10 protein-coding genes are annotated in these 17341 nt (G+C 43.3%); 7 read left to right on the top strand and 3 right to left on the bottom strand.

Going from position 1 to position 17341, the window contains the following annotated elements:
* The first annotated feature begins 379 nt into the window (after positions 1 to 379).
* The 4 genes from V7K46_RS02770 to V7K46_RS02755 all read left to right on the top strand — a co-directional run bounded on the left by V7K46_RS02770 (position 380) and on the right by V7K46_RS02755 (position 7285).
* A complete protein-coding gene (locus V7K46_RS02770; RefSeq protein ID WP_335110829.1) occupies positions 380 to 556 on the top strand; it encodes a hypothetical protein in 177 nt (58 codons plus the stop codon).
* A gap of 245 nt (positions 557 to 801) precedes the next feature.
* Positions 802 to 1545 (top strand): peptidoglycan-binding domain-containing protein, encoded by a 744-nt coding sequence (locus V7K46_RS02765; protein WP_335110826.1) that lies wholly within the window; start codon positions 802 to 804, stop codon positions 1543 to 1545.
* 423 nt (positions 1546 to 1968) lie between these two features.
* Positions 1969 to 3156 carry a TRC40/GET3/ArsA family transport-energizing ATPase gene (locus V7K46_RS02760; RefSeq protein WP_335110824.1) on the top strand — a complete coding sequence of 396 codons (1188 nt, stop codon included), beginning with the start codon at positions 1969 to 1971 and terminating at the stop codon, positions 3154 to 3156.
* A gap of 256 nt (positions 3157 to 3412) precedes the next feature.
* On the top strand, positions 3413 to 7285 hold the full coding sequence (locus tag V7K46_RS02755; RefSeq protein WP_335110822.1) for a GAF domain-containing protein: 3873 nt from the start codon (positions 3413 to 3415) through the stop codon (positions 7283 to 7285).
* Positions 7286 to 7525: 240 nt separating this feature from the next.
* On the opposite strand, the gene dnaN is transcribed toward V7K46_RS02755, so the two are convergent.
* The 3 genes from dnaN to V7K46_RS02740 form a co-directional block, all read right to left on the bottom strand.
* On the bottom strand, positions 7526 to 8689 hold the full coding sequence (dnaN, locus tag V7K46_RS02750; RefSeq protein WP_335110819.1) for a DNA polymerase III subunit beta: 1164 nt from the start codon (positions 8687 to 8689) through the stop codon (positions 7526 to 7528).
* A 223-nt stretch (positions 8690 to 8912) separates the two neighbouring features.
* Positions 8913 to 9560, bottom strand: a complete 648-nt coding sequence (locus V7K46_RS02745; protein ID WP_335110817.1) for a pentapeptide repeat-containing protein — start codon at positions 9558 to 9560, stop codon at positions 8913 to 8915.
* A gap of 287 nt (positions 9561 to 9847) precedes the next feature.
* Complete coding sequence (locus V7K46_RS02740) at positions 9848 to 10342, bottom strand: hypothetical protein (RefSeq protein WP_335110815.1); 495 nt, start codon at positions 10340 to 10342, stop codon at positions 9848 to 9850.
* An 844-nt stretch (positions 10343 to 11186) separates the two neighbouring features.
* Between V7K46_RS02740 and aroF the strand changes: the two genes are divergently transcribed.
* The 3 genes from aroF to V7K46_RS02725 all read left to right on the top strand — a co-directional run bounded on the left by aroF (position 11187) and on the right by V7K46_RS02725 (position 17249).
* Positions 11187 to 12059: a 3-deoxy-7-phosphoheptulonate synthase gene (gene aroF, locus V7K46_RS02735; RefSeq protein WP_335110813.1), complete on the top strand. Its 873-nt coding sequence runs from the start codon at positions 11187 to 11189 to the stop codon at positions 12057 to 12059.
* Positions 12060 to 12453: 394 nt separating this feature from the next.
* Positions 12454 to 13884 carry an efflux RND transporter periplasmic adaptor subunit gene (locus V7K46_RS02730; protein ID WP_335110811.1) on the top strand — a complete coding sequence of 477 codons (1431 nt, stop codon included), beginning with the start codon at positions 12454 to 12456 and terminating at the stop codon, positions 13882 to 13884.
* A complete protein-coding gene (locus V7K46_RS02725; RefSeq protein WP_335110810.1) occupies positions 13881 to 17249 on the top strand; it encodes an efflux RND transporter permease subunit in 3369 nt (1122 codons plus the stop codon). Before V7K46_RS02730 ends, V7K46_RS02725 begins: the two co-directional genes overlap by 4 nt.
* The last annotated feature ends 92 nt before the right edge of the window (positions 17250 to 17341 follow it).

Here is a 17341-nt window from a genome sequence, read left to right as displayed (position 1 = left end):
TAGGATTGCTTTACTTCGTTGGTAATGACTGTAAATATTTTTGTGCAGCTACTTATCATTAGGGACTTCCAGTTAAAAAAACATCCCATCTTTGGGGCGCAAGGCCTTACCTTACGCCCCTAAAAATGTACAAATAATTTTGGATAATTTATTTTTTGTCAGTCCCTTAGAGGATGTTTGAAAAGTTCTCTTCTCGGTATCAAAAGTTTTATATCCCTCTAAATCCTCCTTAAAAAGGGGATCTGGAAGTGCCTAAAGTCACCAGCGAAACACTTTTAAAACAACCTTTTAGAGCAAAGCCGAAGACGCTCCACCTTTGGTTAGGAGTTAAAAAGGTTTTTTATCTGGCTTATAGACCAAAGCATTGTACTTAACTAACTTGAAATCTGCTGTAATAGATGCGATCGCTATTTGGAAGCAATCCGAAGCGATCGCTTACCCCTTTTTCTTCGTTGCCAATCGCAACTTTCTTTTACAAACGTGGCAAAATAGCAAAGAGCGATCGCCCAAGTACGGAGAGCCGCTTGCAAGCTGGTGTAAAGGAAACATTGCGTAGTATCATCAATAGTTGAGAATAAGCGATCGCGATCGCTCACTAAGACTTAAAACCACCTTTCTTTTTACCAGTGTGTAGTCACTTACGCCAAACGTCTCAAAGAGTTGCACCTTGTCATCACACATTGCTTAACTTTTAGAACGCCTTGTAAACAAGATATGTTAGATTTATTTTTTTCTATTTACTTAGTTTTTGTAAAACAAGATACATTAAATGGTAGTTTAATAGCAAAGGAACCAAGAAGTATGTCCGTTAGTAGCCCTGAAGTCATCCGTCATATATTGATCGGGCTGGGATATTTAGCTCCTGAGATTGATCCTAAGCCTGATATCACAAAATTTGCTCCCTGGAAGAGGAACAATAACTCCTTGACTGATGATCTTACCGAAGAAGCGATTAAAAAGTTTCAGAAACAGTACTCACAAAAACTTGTGGTAAATGGTAACGCTGATTCAGAGACTCGAACTGTAATGGAAGATACAGTCAAAGGGCTTCAGAATAGATTGAAGTTTCACGGTTTTGCAACTAATGCCGAAATTCCTCTAGACAAGCCCTTTTATGGGCCAGCCACTTATACAGCAGTCAAGAAATTTCAGAAATCTCAGGGTTTAACTGAAAATGGTATTGCCACTATTGAACAGCGTCAAATTCTACAGCAACCTACTCTAACAAATAAGCCCCAGCCACAGCCACAATCACAACTTAAGCTGATAGATTTGTGCTTCCAATTCAAAAAGAATCCTCAAAATCCTTCTTACATCGCAGCCCTAAATAACTTACAACAAAATCTACCCAAGGACGTTTTATACAAAGTTACTAATAAATGGAGGGGGACAAATGATCAAAATCCTGAGATTGTCAAGTTGACGAATGTGTTCATTTATTATGATGACAACAATGCAAACCATCGTGATGCACTAAATCACTTACAAAGTCAGATTACCCCAGCTATCTCTCAAGCATTTTTAAGTCTCTGGAATAAGAAGTAAACAAATGGGATATACAGCACAATTCAGAGATAACTCTGAGTTAAGCGAACGGAGCAGAGGTTTCCTTTGCTCTGGATTTTCAATCTTTAGATTCCTTAGATTCAGAAGTTCCGAGAGTTAGAATTCAAAATTCAGTAAATCTTAAGTAGTAGCGTGGCAAGACTAAAATGGTGTAGTAGCTAAAGGCTGGTAGTAGCGCTTTAGCCTCAAAAAACCATCTAATGTACAAATTTAGTCTTGCCACGCCAGTAGGGTGCGTTACGGCTTTAGCTTAATACCGTTTTCTGTTAGAACTCTATCAATAAACTGACACTATTGATAATCAGTTTGATAAACTCAAAACCTTGCCTACTAATTTATTTTCCTTAAACAGTCGATAATGTAAATAAATGTAAAAAATCCTCAAGTAGGACAGAAGCATCTATGCGTGTAATTTTAATGACTGGCAAAGGCGGCGTGGGCAAAACTTCCGTTGCTGCTGCAACTGGACTCCGTTGTGCAGAATTAGGTTATCGAACATTGGTTTTAAGTACAGATCCCGCTCACTCCCTGGCAGACAGTTTTGACATAGAAATGGGACATGTACCCCGGGAAATTCGCCCAAATCTGTGGGGTGCAGAACTGGATGCGCTGCAAGAACTAGAGGGAAATTGGGGTGCTGTGAAACGTTACATTACCCAAGTTTTACAGGCAAGGGGTTTAGACGGCGTACAGGCAGAAGAATTGGCAATTTTACCAGGCATGGATGAAATTTTTGGCTTGGTAAGGATGAAACGCCATTACGATGAAGGTGAGTTTGATGTTTTAATTATCGACTCAGCCCCCACTGGCACAGCACTGCGGTTGTTGAGTTTACCTGAAGTCGGTGGCTGGTATATGCGCCGTTTTTACAAACCATTTCAAAACATCTCCGTGGTACTTCGACCTCTGGTTGAACCTTTTTTTAGACCAATTGCTGGTTTTTCGCTACCAGATAAAGAGGTGATGGATGCACCTTATGAGTTTTATGAACAAATTGAAGCTCTGGAAAAAGTATTAACAGACAATACTCAAACCTCAGTGCGTCTGGTCACTAATCCTGAAAAGATGGTGATTAAAGAGTCTCTCCGGGCCCATGCTTATTTGAGTTTGTATAATGTTGCAACAGATTTAGTAGTAGCTAATCGGATTATTCCAAGTGAAGTCCAAGACCCATTTTTCCAACGTTGGAAGGAAAGTCAAGAACAATATCGCCAGGAAATTCATGATAATTTCCACCCTCTACCTGTGAAAGAAGTTCCACTTTTTTCTGAGGAAATGTGCGGATTGGCTTCATTAGAACGCCTGAAGGAAACCCTTTATAAAGATGAAGATCCAACTCAGGTTTATTATAAAGAAACGACTATGAGAGTCGTGCAAGAGCAAAACCAATACAGTTTAGAACTTTACTTACCTGGTATTCCTAAAAACCAAGTTCAACTGAGCAAAAATGGGGACGAATTAAACATTACTATTGGCAACCACCGTCGTAACTTAGTTTTGCCGCAAGCCTTAGCAGCACTACAACCAGGAGGAGCAAGGATGGAAGACGACTATCTTAAAATTCGTTTTACTGACAACATAAGAGTTTAGTTTTGTTGCTTTGGTAATATTTGACAAAAACTCAAACCTAAAAAGCAAGAATCTTTTCTTATAGCTAGTACAGACGCAATTTTTTTAGCGTCTGTTTTTATGAGTTTTTGGTAAATTTTTTTAAAAGTTAAATAAATATTTGTCTTCGGGATTTGGCAGTAGTTTCACTGAAGACAATTTGATGAAATAAATTTCAAAATGGCTTTAGATTTAATTATTTCAGTTTACAAATTATTAATTTATTTTGCTATAAGCAATGATCTCCAACCCTGAACAAGATTTGCCCTTATGTCGCCATGAAGAAAGTTTACTACGCCGCATTACAAACCGTATCCGACGAAGCTTAGAGTTGAAAGAAATTATCACAGTCACAACGGCAGAGGTGCGATCGCTACTAAAAACTGACCGAGTGATGATTTACAAATTTCATGCCGATGATAGTGGTCAAGTGATTGCTGAGTCAATTAACGAAAATCGGTTGCCGTCGCTATTGGGGCTGAACTTTCCTGCTGATGATATTCCGCCCACCGCCCGTGAACTATTTATTAAATCACGAGTGCGTTCTGTTGTTAATCTTGATACTCAAGAGATTGGTCAAAGTCACTTGCATGAGTTGGAAAATGGAGAAACTATATCAGAAGATATCCGTTACCGCCCTGTAGATCCATGTCATGTTGAGTACTTGAGTGCGATGGGGGTCAAATCTTCTGTAGTAGCGCCGATTATTTATCAAGATCAACTTTGGGGGCTGCTGGTATCTCACCATTCTGAGTCACGCCAGATTTCAGAATATGAACTGGAAGCTATACAGATGGTAGTAGATCAACTTTCAGTAGCGATCGCTCAAAGTACCCTGCTCACTCAAGTCCGCAAAACAGCCGAACGAGAAACTATCATTAACCGCATTGCTACCCTGCTGCATTCACTACCCACTATTATATTACAGCCAGCCCTAGAAGCGGCTGTTGCTGCCTTTGATGGTGTTGGTGGTAGGCTTTGTATTAGAAATGCAGCTTTTGATTCCCACAATGGCAACCTGACCAGCTTAACAGAATGCTTAATACCAGGAAATAGTTGTATCAAGCTTTATGTTTGTGGACAGCAACCTGTGATGCCAGAACAAACCATATATCCACTTATAGAGCAGTATAGCGTCTGGCAGGAATACTACAAGTCAAGTAACTACGATGTTTGGCCGATTTTAGATATATATCAAACTCCTAGCTTACGAACTTTGCAAGTTGCTTTTCAACCAACTAAAATTCGTAGCATGTTGATGATCCCACTTCAGTATCGTCAGCAGTTACTGGGCTATTTAAGTATTTTTCGCGACGAAATCGATACAGAAACCCTGTGGGCGGGACAGTATGACAGCGATCAAAGGCAACTGTACCCCCGACAATCCTTTGAGGTTTGGCGCGAATCTAAAAAAGCACAAGCTCAAAAATGGACAGTTGAAGAGATTGAACTAGCAAAAGACCTCGGTAAACACTTTGCTTCAGCAGTTCAGCAGTATGAACTATACCAACAAGTGCAAGCCTTCAATGAAAATTTAGAAAAACAAGTTAAAAAACGCACAATTGAATTACAACGGACAACTGAACAACAACAGGCTGTATTTAAAGTCATTTCCGAAATTCGGGAATCTCTTGACACAAATACCATTTTTCAAACAACCACTAAAGAGGTTTGTCAATTAATCAAAGCCGATCGCGTTTCTGTTTATCGTTTCGATTCTAATTGGGGTGGTCAATTTGTCGGCGATTTCGAGGCTGCTAATCCATACTGGTCGAATGAGTCTGAACTAGGTATTAATACAGTTTGGAATGATACCTACCTACAAGACACACAAGGAGGACGTTACCGCAACAATGAAACATTTGCAGTCGATGACATCTACAGTATGGGGTTTGCTCAGTGTCATATCGATAATCTAGAACAGTTTCAAATTCATGCTTTTGTGCTTGCTCCGATTTTTGTTGGGCAAAAACTTTGGGGTTTGCTGGCAACTTATCAACACACTGGCCCCCGGCAATGGAAAGCCTCTGAAGTTAACTTTCTCAGTCAGATTGCTGCCCAAATGGGAGTAGCACTTCAGCAAGCAGAATTACTCACGCAAACAAAACAGCAGACGTTAAGTTTGCGACAAGCGGCAGAACAACAACATATATTGTTTGAAGTTGTTGCCAAAATTCGGGAATCTCTTGATCTAAATACAGTTTTTGCCGCAACTGTGTGTGAAGTCCGTCGCTCTTTGAATGCTGACAGAGTGGTAGTATATCGCTTTGACCCGAATTCCGAACTCGATGAAGGTGAAATTGTTTCAGAGGATCTTTTGCCAGAGTTTACTTCTGCTTTAACATTAAAAATTCAAGACAACTGCTTTAAGAAGAAGTATGATGCCCTCTATCGTCAAGGACGCATCCACGCGATCGCTGATATCCACAACTCTGAGCTGAATTTTTGTTATGTCCAAATGCTGGAGCAACTTGAAGTTAAAGCCAATTTAGTTTTGCCACTGGCTAAAAGTAATGAACTGTGGGGTTTGTTGTGCATTCACCAGTGTTACCAACCGCGTGAATGGCAATCCTCAGAAATCCAGTTCGCTACCCAAGTTGCTGCACAGCTTTCTGTAGCACTGGAACAAGCTGATTTACTTGAACAAACCAAGCATCAGGCTGTTGATTTGCTACAAGCGGCAGAACAACAACGGGTATTGTTTGAAGTTGTTGCGAAAATCCGGGAATCTCTTGACTTAAATATGATTTTTCAAACTACCACTCAAGAAATTTGCAAATCACTGCAAGCGGATCGTGTGGCTGTCTATCGCTTTCATCCAGATTGGAGTGGTGAATATATCGCTGAGTTTGTAGGTGATGGTTGGGTAAAACTTGTAGGTTCTGATCTCAAGACAGTTTGGGAAGATAGCTATTTAAAAGAAACCCAAGGTGGACGATATCGCAATAATGAAAGCTATATAGTTGATGATATCTATCAGTCTGGTCACTCGGAGTGTCACATTGCGGTTTTGGAGCAATTACAAGTAAAGGCATATGCGATCGCACCTATATTTATCGGGCAACAGCTATGGGGCTTGCTAGCAGCTTACCAGAACTCTGCACCCCGCCACTGGGAAGCCTCGGAAATTAAGTTCATTACTCAAATTGCTAATCAGCTTGGGGTTGCACTCCAACAAGCCCAATTGCATAATCAGACCAAAGAGCAGACAGAAAAGCTGGCTCTAGCTCTGCATGATTTAAAGCAAACTCAAACCCAACTGATCCAAACTGAGAAAATGTCCTCACTGGGTCAATTGGTAGCTGGTATTGCTCACGAAATTAATAACCCGGTGAACTTCATTTATGGCAACATCAACCATGTCAATGATTACACCCAAGATTTACTCAGTATACTAGACCTATATTTGCAAAACTGCCCTGACCCCAACTTTGAGATTCGCGATCGCTCAGAAGAAATAGACTTAGAATTTATCATCGAGGATTTGCCGAAAACTCTATCTTCCATGAAAATTGGGATTGATCGCATCCGTCAAATAGTCTTGGGCTTACGGAATTTCTCCCGCCTTGACCACGCAGAAAAAAAGCCAGTTAATATTCATGAGGGCATTGATAGCACCTTGCTAATTTTGCAGCATCGCTTGAAAGCAAAACCGGAAAGTCCGGCTATTAAATTAGTCAAAGAGTACAGTGACTTGCCCTTAGTAGAGTGCTATGCTGGCCCACTGAATCAGGTATTTATGAATGTTTTAAGCAATGCGATCGATGCCCTAGAAGATTACAGGGAATCTGAATCGAAACCTCATAGCCATCAAATTACTATCCGTACTGCTCTTGGTGAGCTTGAAGGCAATGTCAATAGCGTAGTAATTCGCATTGCAGACAATGGCTCAGGAATACCCGAAGCGATAAAGGCAAGAATCTGCGACCCATTTTTCACTACTAAGCCAGTGGGGAAAGGCACTGGCTTGGGGTTGTCAATTAGTTATCAGATTGTGGTGGATAAACACGGTGGTGTGTTTAAATGTGATTCTCAACCAGGGTTAGGTACAGAATTTTGGATTGAAATTCCGATTATACAAATCACCAAATCGCATAATCAACTCCCGTAGGTTTGGGAGCCACTAAAGAGATAGAGTTTTAATTAGAAACAATGTTTAAACCAAAGCGGACTGAGTAGATGATTTTAGTCCACTTGAGTGGAGTTAGGCTATCAGCCTTGCACTTCAGTGCAGAGCGGGATGTCGGGTGAGCGTAATACTTTGATTTTTACAAAAATGTGGGTAACGACAAAAGCTTCTAGTCTCAGGGCGTTTATGTACAGCCTCACATAGACATTGATAGAAGTCCGATTAACTTCTCAGTTGCACAGGCATAGCTAAATAGGTCATTTTCAAACCACCCAATGGCGTAAAAATCACTGGAGTTAGACTTTGATTCAAATGCATTTGAATTTCGGTAGATGGTAACTCTTTCAAGCCTTCCATCAAATATTTAATATTAAAAGCAATCTCTATATTTTCCCCAGAAACCTGGGCCGGCATTGATTCTCTACCACTTCCTACATCTTGAGCTTCACAAGATAAGGTAATTTCTTGAGCTTCGCTATCAATACTGACTTTGACAATATTATTTTTCTGATCAGCTAACACCGCAATCCGCTCCAAAGTGCTTACAAATTGCCGCCGTTCAATTGTAATTTGTCGCTCAAATTGGCGCGGGATTAGTTGTCGATAGGCAGGATATTGCCCTTCTAAAGTGCGACTAGTCAAGCGTTGATTTTGCCATGAAAATACAACTTGACCTTGATCGAAATATAAAGCTACGGGTTCATCTGATGAGGCGCTATGAGCTAGCATTCGTTGGAGTTCGCGTAATGCTCTAGCTGGTACTGTCACTTCTAGTTGACTAGTTCCGCCTAGAGGACGCTCGTTGCTAGTTTCTACCACTGCTAGGCGATGTCCATCGGTAGCTGCAAATTCTAGGGTATCTTGTTTAACTGTTAAATGCACTCCAGTGAGTACTTGCTTGGTTTCGTCAGCACTAGTAGCAAATAATGAACCCCGTAATCCCTCAATTAATGCGGTGGTGGTGAGATGGATTACTTCTGTATTTTCAATTACAGGTAGTTCCGGAAATTCTTCAGGCCCCATTGCTCGGACTTGGTAATGTCCACTCTTGGGTGTAAGTGTGACAATTAAACCTTCTCCACCCGGTGTTACACCTGTGAGGGCTGATTCATCATCTAGAGTGATTTCGCCTTCTGGAAGACGAGAGGTGATGTCTACAAGTAATTTAGCAGGAAGTGCGATCGCACCTCCTTGCCATACCTCAGCGTTAAAGCTGGTGCGGATTCCCAAGCTGAGATCAAAGGCTGTTAAACTTACCTGGTTAGTTTGAGCATCCGCTTGTAGCAGCACATTGGCAAGTACAGGATGGGTTGGTCGTGAAGGTACTGCACGACTGACGAGTGAGAGGTTTGTACTAAGATCGCTTTGGGAGCAAACTAATTTCATAAGTCAGATTCCGCTGGTGAAAGATATCCTAACACCGTTATTGTTCATAGGCGAGTAGGGGTAGGCGTGTTGCCTATAATTGCCAGCTACCGGAAGCTGCTGACAAGTACGATTGCATTAATCGCGGGTGTATTAAAAGTTCAGTATGGAATACACCAGGAATATATCCCACATTCCGCACCCTCAAGTGTCACATCAATTCTGTGTTTTGCCGCAACCTCAGTTATTGGTAAATTGCACCATCAGGCATAATTGCCCCAGCTAAGTTAGTACCAATTAATTTAACCAGAAGGCGCTCACCAGAGCGAATCCGCGCTCCTGTCAAGTCGGCTCCCCGCAAGTCGGCCCCACTGAGATCCGCTCCAATCAAATTAGCAGCACGTAAATTCGCCTCCCGCAGATCCGCTAAAAGTAGGTTTGCCCGAAATAAATTTGCTTCAGATAAATTCGCACCTCTGAGGTTAACTTTGTGCATAAAAGTATCACTGAGATTAGCACCACTCAAATTGGCATAACTCAGATTTCTGCCAGATAAGTCTTTATTGCTCAAATTTGCCCGACTGTAGTCTTTGCCACTCAAGTCTGAGCTTTTCTTTGGTGGTTGCTGGGTTGTTTGAAATGGTTTTTGTGCTTCAGGTGGCGGTGAGTTAAGCGTGGTTTGAGGTTTGGTTTTTAGAGAGCGCAACTTTTCACGAGCTTCATTTATAGCTTTCAGCTTGTCTTGTGCTTTCTGCTGTAAACGGAGATTGTCTTTGGGAATGCGATCGGGATGCCAAACAAAGACTAAATCTTTGTAAGCCTGGTTCACTTCGTCAAGTGTTGCCCCAGGCTCTAATTCCAAAATTCTATAGTACTGCTCCAGATCGCTCATACGATATTTTGGTGGACAATCAACTTAATTATGAGTTATGGAGTCGATCTATCCGCTGAATCATTATGTCATTGATTATGGGGCATTGGGGAGCCACTGCCGTTAGCGTAGCGGTAGCGAGTAATCGAGCGTCAAGGGTTTCCCGACTTGTACCCCTACGGGGATCTTGCTACGCGCAGCGTCTCCCTTAAAAGAGGCGACTGGCGTCATGGGGCACAAGAGATAAAGGAGCAAAGGAGAAACACTTACTACAACTTCCCCTCTGCAACGCCAGCCTCCCCACTCCCTCATCTCTCCATCTCCCCATTTCTCCATCGAGCGATCGCTCTCAAATATGCTGCAACTGGAATCTGATAGACTTCAATAAAAATCCAAACAATAATTGATAAATGTGATAAGAAAGTTAATATAGTCCAAATATATGGCATCCAGGTAATGGGTTCCTTGAGATTAGCAGGAAAATAGTAAGCTACTATGCCAATTAAAGTAGTGGGAAGAATTACAAAAGCTGCTGCTGCTACTCCATAACCCCAACCTAATTCCATACCTTCCAACTGGGCTTCTGTCCAACTAAACCCATTCCAACGCCAAACTAAGGGTGGTTGCCTAGAAGGCATTTTGATTTGCTGTAGTTCTAGGTTGACTGTAAAAATCTCTTGACAAAAGTCACAAGCCATAGCTTCCATTAATGGCATATGAGAAATCTTACCTATCCGACAGACTGGGCAGGGGTAAACTCCATAATAGTCGAAAGATTGGGTTAAGATTTTGGAACTGGGCATAATGAAACTGATGATCCTAAAAAGTTAATCTGGTCAATGAGGACTTGGGTAAGAATAATGTATGGTGATTGTCAATTGTCTGCAATCAGCTTTGGCAAGGTGAGGTAACAAGTCAGGAGAATTATATATTTTAACTTCTCAATCCCTCTAAGCACTAGGACTCACGCCTGTTTATGTGGAACGGTTTTAGCTCGTGAATCATAATGCTGCGGTGAATATTTTTCGGATTGGATTGAGTACCGTAGAAGATACGGGAATTAACATCTCTTAAGTGGATGACCTCTGCTTGGGTAACGGCAACGATACCCAAGTAAGCCGACTCGCAGAACCAGAAAACTCGCGTCTTTTGAAGTTGGAATCACCGTGGCTTCAGCAGGCGTGAGCATGTCAATAGTTTTGACTCCCACAGTTGTACTGAGTCTATCGCTTTTTTATCGTTTATGGGGGTCTTGACACCGCCGACTTTTTCTGTTATTGTTACTGTTACGCTACATAGCTATAGTTATTGAATTTTCCAGCAAAAGCCTCGCAAATGCTTAACACAAATTCTTATTTTTCTTTTTGGTTTAGGGTGGTTCACCGGGAGTGAATCGAGTTTCCTAATGGAAACCGCCCGGTGAACCGCAGAACGAACTCTGCGGTTTTTGTTTTTTTAAGGAGAATTTCATCGTCATGACTTATTTCACTAGCTGGTTTTATGGCTTTTACTTTTGGCCCAGAATAAATTCCGGGTGAATAGCGTCATGCCAATGAATCAGAACGCGCCCGGAACTCCTCAAAGGTTCTGGGCTTTTTTCTTATCGGGGTATAGTGCCCAATACTTAATTTTTTAGGAGAATGAACCATGATTAATGCCAAACTTGCCAGACAATCCCATCCAAACCATCAGACAATTGTTAAACTTTCAGAAAAAGTCGCTTTCGGGGGCGAAGAACTGGTAATTATCGGCGGCCCCTGCACCGTTGAAAGTTTAGAACAAATGGAGATAGTCGCCCAAAAGCTCTCTACTGCATCCGTGCAGGGGTTGCGTGGTGGTGTCTACAAACCCCGCACATCTCCCTACGCCTTCCAGGGTATGGGAGAGTCAGGATTGAAGATTTTGGCAAGGGTGCGATCGCATTACAATATGCCAGTTGTCACCGAGGTGATGTCAATTTCCCAAATCGAAGTAGTCGCCGCCGACGCTGATATGCTTCAAGTTGGTAGCCGCAATATGCAAAACTTTGACTTGCTCAAAGCTTTAGGACAAGCTGGTAAACCAATACTGCTCAAGCGTGGTTTAGCAGCGACAATTGAAGAATTCGTCATGGCTGCTGAATATATCCTCAGTCACGGTAATCCTGATGTGGTGTTGTGCGAACGCGGTATCCGCAGCTTCGATGATTACACTCGCAATGTCCTAGATTTAGGGGCAGTGGCAGCACTCAAGCAAATCACTCACCTGCCTGTGATTGTAGATCCTTCCCATGCCGTCGGTAAACGGGAACTGGTGGCACCTGTGGCTAGGGCTGCGATCGCTTGCGGTGCAGATGGATTAATTATTGAATGTCACCCAGAACCAGAAAAATCTGTTTCTGATGCCCGTCAAGCACTTTCTTTAGAAGATATGGTGCATCTAGTTGATAGTTTAAAGCCTGTAGCAACAGCCGTTGGGCGCAGTATATCAGAAGCGATCGGGGCGGGTTTACAACCTGCTCCGATTTTTTGTGCTGCTTAAATTTTAGTTGGGGGCGATTGCTTCTGTTGAATGTCTCAGTCAAAAGATTTCTTTTGGCTGAACGACAAACAGCGATGCCTACGGCGGTAAACTACGCTTTCGTAAAATAAAGTTGGTGTTTAGGCTATTCCATTTGTTCTCAAACAATTTTTGCAACATAATCTTATATATATACAAATAAAGTCACAACGGCTTAGGCTTAGTACAAAAGTCACAACAGCTTAGTACCAAAGTCACAAGAGTTTAACAACAATTTCTCTCCAAAAGGGGTAGGCTAAACAATAAATTATTAGTACACTAATGTTTAGATTTACTAATATTATGCTTCTCTAATTAGAATTAATCGCAACCAACCATTTTGCAGAAAATGCGATGTCTAACGACAAGCTAGTACGTGTCTGTGCTTGCCCCTTTCCCCCAGATTGTTGATATGCGCTGTTTAGCTCCTATTCAGACGAAAAAGCCTTCGTCCTTGGCTGCTCAAACTGTTCCTCGTTTTCAGAGCATTATTCAAAGAGGGCGGTTCTCGCTATTTATATTAAGTCTGGCCTACTTGTGTAGTGCCTGTAATGCTTCCGAAGCCGAATCTAGTAGAAAAGAAGCAGGAAAAAAACGAGCTGTGCCAGTGGTGGTTGCCACTGCGACTCAAAAAACGATTCCAATACAACTATCGGCTACGGGAACAGTAGAAGCATATTCCACGGTATCTGTCAAGTCTCAGGTGGGCGGACAACTTACTGGCGTCTATTTTCAGCAAGGACAGAACGTTAACAAAGGAGACTTGTTATTTAAAATTGATTCCCGCCCTCTACAAGCCGCGCTGATGCAAGCTAATGCTGCCAAAGCCAAAGATTTAGCGCTGGTGAAACAGGCACAGGCAAATGTGCTCAAATCCATTGCCGATGTGAACCAAGCAAAAGCGAATGTAGTCAAGGATAAGGCGCAGGCAACAAATGCAGATGTGCAAGCTCAACGTTATACTAGTTTGCTCAAGCAAGGGGCAATCAGTAAAGAACAGGCTCAACAGTACCAGACTACTGCTGAGGCTCAACAGGCGACGGTGAAGGCAGATCAAGGTGGAGTAGCAAATGCCCAAGCAGCGGTGGCGGCAGCCCAAGCAGATGTACAAAATGCCAAAGCAGCAGTAGCATCAGATGAAGCTGCGATCGACAATGCCAAAGTTCAGCTTTCCTACAGTTCCATCTACGCACCAATTGCTGGACGCACGGGTAGCTTGAAACTAACTCAAGGCAACTTAGTCAAGGCAAATGCTGCAAATGCCGAGGATTCGCTGATTACGATTAGCCAAATCCACCCGATTTACGTCAACTTTTCGATTCCTCAACGACTGCTGCCAGACATCAAAAAATACAGTGCTAACGGCAAGTTAGAAGTCGATGCTTTACCTCCTAAAGATGCAGGGCATCCGGTACGAGGCGAACTCACCTTTGTTGATAGTGGAGTCAATACCCAAACAGGTACGATTCAACTTAAGGGGACTTTTGCCAACGCTGACGAGCGACTTTTTCCAGGGCAGTTTGTCAATGTAGTCCTCAAACTGAGCGAAGAACCAAATGCCATTATTATTCCTTCTCAGGCGATACAGAGTGGACAGCAGGGGCAGTTTGTGTATGTAGTCAAACCCGACAAAACAGCAGAAATGCGTCCAATTAGCGTCGGTGACACCGTTAAGAACGAAACGGTGATCAAGCAAGGGTTGAAATCAGGTGAGCAAGTAGTTACTGATGGACAATTCAACCTAGTAGCTGGTGCCACAGTCCAAGTGAAACCGGAAGTAGGAAGCAAGAGGCAGGGAGCGCAATGAACATTTCCGAGCTATTCATCCGGCGTCCAATCATGACAACTCTAGTTATGGTTGGCATTTTGATATTTGGGCTGATCAGTTACCAACAGCTACCCGTTAGCGATCTGCCCAATGTGGATTATCCGACACTTCAGGTAACAGCTAATCTGCCCGGAGCTAGTCCAGAAACGATGGCTGCCTCGGTAGCAACTCCTTTAGAGCAGCAGTTTTCTAGTATAGCGGGAGTGAGTTCAATGAACTCTACCAGCTCTTTGGGTAGTGCCCAGATTACGCTGCAATTTGACCTGAATCGGGATATAGACGGGGCAGCACAAGATGTACAGTCTGCTATTTCTAAGGCAGCGAGGCAGTTGCCCACAAATATGCCTAATCCGCCGTCTTACCGAAAGGTGAATCCGGCGGATCAGCCAGTTCTTTACATCTCCCTCAATTCATCTATTCTGCCCCTCTCAACTGTAGACAAGTATGCTGAAACATTGCTGGCACAACGCCTGTCAATGGTGGATGGAGTGGCGCAAGTGCAGGTATACGGCTCCCAAAAGTATGCGGTACGGATTCAGCTTGACCCCGAATCACTAAGTGTAAAGGGAATCGGAATTGATGAAGTAGCTGATGCGATCGCTAACGGAAATGTCAATCTGCCTACCGGGACACTTTACGGTCAGCAACAGAATTCTACGATCCAAGCAAACGGTCAACTCAACGATGCTGCCAGCTATCGCTCCCTAAGTGTGGCTTATCAGAACGGCGCACCAGTGCAGCTAGGAGAATTGGGTCAAGTCTTGGATAGTGTGGAAAATGACAAGATAGCAAGCTGGTATTTTCCTGTCAAGAAGGAGAGTAAGGAGCAAGGAGCAGGGAGCAGAAAAGTAGAGGAGCAGAGGAGCAGGGGAGCAGGGGAGAAATCCTCAATCCAAAATTCTGGCGTCCGGGCGATCGTTCTGGCAGTTCAGCGCCAACCGGGAACTAATACCGTTCAAGTAGTGGATGCTATCAAGAAACTGCTACCCACCTTTCGGACACAGATTCCGGCGGCTGTGAACGTAGATATTCTCTATGATCGCTCCCAGTCAATTCGCGAGTCGGTGGATGATGTCCAATTCACGCTGTTGCTCACCATTGCCCTGGTGGTGCTGGTAATCTTTCTGTTTCTCCGCAATATCTCTGCTACACTCATTCCCAGTTTGGCAGTACCGCTTTCGATAGTAGCGACTTTTGCGGTCATGGTGCTATTGGGCTTCTCGCTCGATAACCTGTCACTGATGGCGTTGACCCTTTCAGTAGGTTTCGTGGTTGATGATGCCGTAGTTATGCTGGAGAACATTGTCCGCCACATGGAGATGGGCGAAAGCCGGATGGAAGCAGCCCTAAATGGTTCTACAGAAATTGGTTTCACAATTTTATCTATGACCATTTCCTTAGTAGCAGTATTTATCCCTATACTGTTCATGGAAGGCATTCTGGGACGACTGTTCCGTGAGTTCGCTGTTACTATTAGCGTTGCAATCTTGGTATCTGGCGTAATTTCCCTCAGCTTGACGCCAATGCTGTGTTCAAGATTCTTGAGTCCACCTCATCATGAGCAAGAGAGTGAAGAACATCACGAAGCAGAAGAAGCAGGGGAAATAGGGGAAGATGAGGGAGAAATTCTCAATTCCCAATCCAAAATTCAAAATCGTTCGACTGAGCGCTCACGCCGTACCCCTACGGGGAAGCAAGCTACGCGTAGCGTTCCGCAGGAAAGTCTAAAATCCAAAATTAAAAATTTTAACCGTCGTCTCTACAACTTTTCAGAAAACGTTTTTAATGTGATATTGGGCGGATACGATTGGAGTTTGAAGAAATCACTCAAGTATCACCGCACAACGATGGTGATTTCAGGAGCGATTCTTGTAGCGACAGTGTATCTATTTATAATTGTGCCTAAAGGGTTTGTTCCCAACGCAGATGTTGGACAAATCACTGCAACTACTCAGGCATCAGAGGATATATCCTTTGATGAGATGGTAAAACATCAACAGGCAATAGCTGCGATCGCTTACCGTGATCCGAATGTCGATTCTATCAACTCCAGCGTCGGGGCAGGTGGGCCAAATGCTTCCGCTAACACTGGAAGAATTTTAATCGAACTCAAGCCCCGCGCTCAAGGCCGTCTCAGTGCTGATGAAGTTGTCCAAGAACTTCGACCGAAGTTGTCAGGTGTACCTGGAATCAAAGTTTTCTTGCAAAATCCCCCAGCCATCAATGTCGGTGGACAACAGACAAAAGCGCAGTATCAATTTACTCTGCAAACACCCAATATTCAGGAACTTTACCAGTACGCTCCACTTTTAGAAGAAAAACTGCGATCGCTCTCAGATTTACAAGATGTCAATAGCGATTTGCAAATCAAAAATCCGCAAGTAAAAGTAAACATCAACCGTGACCAAGCTTCAGCTCTAGGTTTGACCGCCAATCAAATCGAAACTGCCCTGAGTAATGCCTATGGTACTCGCCAAGTTTCCACCATCTACGCCCCCGATAACCAGTACCAAGTAATTATGGGCGTGGAACCAAAATATCAACAAAATTCCAATGCCCTGGATTTACTCTCAGTTCGTGCCCCCAGTGGACAACTTATACCTCTCAACGCTGTAGCAACTTTGACCAAAGATGTGGGCCCCTTGACTATAAACCATCAAGGGCAACTTGCTTCTGTCACCTTCTCCTTTAATCTCAAGCCAGGAGTGTCACTCGGTAACGTCACTGGGAAGATTGAGCAACTTGCTCGTCAAACACTGCCACCAACTATTAGTACAGGCTTCCGAGGTTCAGCGCAGGCATTCCAGTCATCAATTCAGAGCTTAGGACTGCTACTGCTGGTTGCCATCTTCGTGATTTATATCGTGTTGGGGATTCTCTACGAGAACTTTATTCACCCCCTGACTATCCTTTCTAGCTTGCCCTCCGCTGGATTTGGGGCACTGCTGACCCTGTTGCTATTTCAAGTTGACTTGAATATTTACGCCTTCGTGGGCATTATCCTACTGGTTGGCATTGTAAAGAAAAACGGCATCATGATGGTTGACTTTGCGATTATTGCCCGTCAAAACGGCAAAACCCCTTATGATGCTATCTATGAAGCTTGCTTGGTGAGGTTCCGCCCAATTATGATGACGACAATGGCAGCACTCATGGGTACGCTGCCCATCGCCCTCGGTTTGGGAGCCGGAGCAGATACACGCCGCCCCCTTGGTTTAGCAGTAGTTGGGGGGTTAGTGTTCTCGCAGTTTCTCACACTTTATTTAACGCCCGTTTTCTACACCTACATGGAGTCTTGGCAAACAAAGCTTAAAAAACACAATTGGCGCAAACAGTCAGCATAATTCGTAATTAACAACAAAGAATAAAGGCATCAGTCGCCAGAAAAAGAAATTGAATTCTGTGCGACTGCTGTTAGCGCAGCGTAAAGCCTGCG

This window comes from Nostoc sp., from assembly GCF_036917395.1.
In the GTDB taxonomy this organism is placed as follows: domain Bacteria; phylum Cyanobacteriota; class Cyanobacteriia; order Cyanobacteriales; family Nostocaceae; genus Nostoc.
This window is presented reverse-complemented; position numbering and strand designations above follow the sequence as displayed.

What these genes read in the sequence shown, in the direction of transcription:
- V7K46_RS02765 (WP_335110826.1), top strand. Translation starts at nt 802, where the DNA reads ATGTCCGTTAGTAGCCCTGAAGTCATCCGTCATATATTGATCGGGCTG.
- V7K46_RS02760 (WP_335110824.1), top strand. Translation starts at nt 1,969, where the DNA reads ATGCGTGTAATTTTAATGACTGGCAAAGGCGGCGTGGGCAAAACTTCC.
- V7K46_RS02755 (WP_335110822.1), top strand. Translation starts at nt 3,413, where the DNA reads ATGATCTCCAACCCTGAACAAGATTTGCCCTTATGTCGCCATGAAGAA.
- dnaN (WP_335110819.1), bottom strand. Translation starts at nt 8,689, where the DNA reads ATGAAATTAGTTTGCTCCCAAAGCGATCTTAGTACAAACCTCTCACTC.
- V7K46_RS02745 (WP_335110817.1), bottom strand. Translation starts at nt 9,560, where the DNA reads ATGAGCGATCTGGAGCAGTACTATAGAATTTTGGAATTAGAGCCTGGG.
- V7K46_RS02740 (WP_335110815.1), bottom strand. Translation starts at nt 10,342, where the DNA reads ATGCCCAGTTCCAAAATCTTAACCCAATCTTTCGACTATTATGGAGTT.
- aroF (WP_335110813.1), top strand. Translation starts at nt 11,187, where the DNA reads ATGATTAATGCCAAACTTGCCAGACAATCCCATCCAAACCATCAGACA.
- V7K46_RS02725 (WP_335110810.1), top strand. Translation starts at nt 13,881, where the DNA reads ATGAACATTTCCGAGCTATTCATCCGGCGTCCAATCATGACAACTCTA.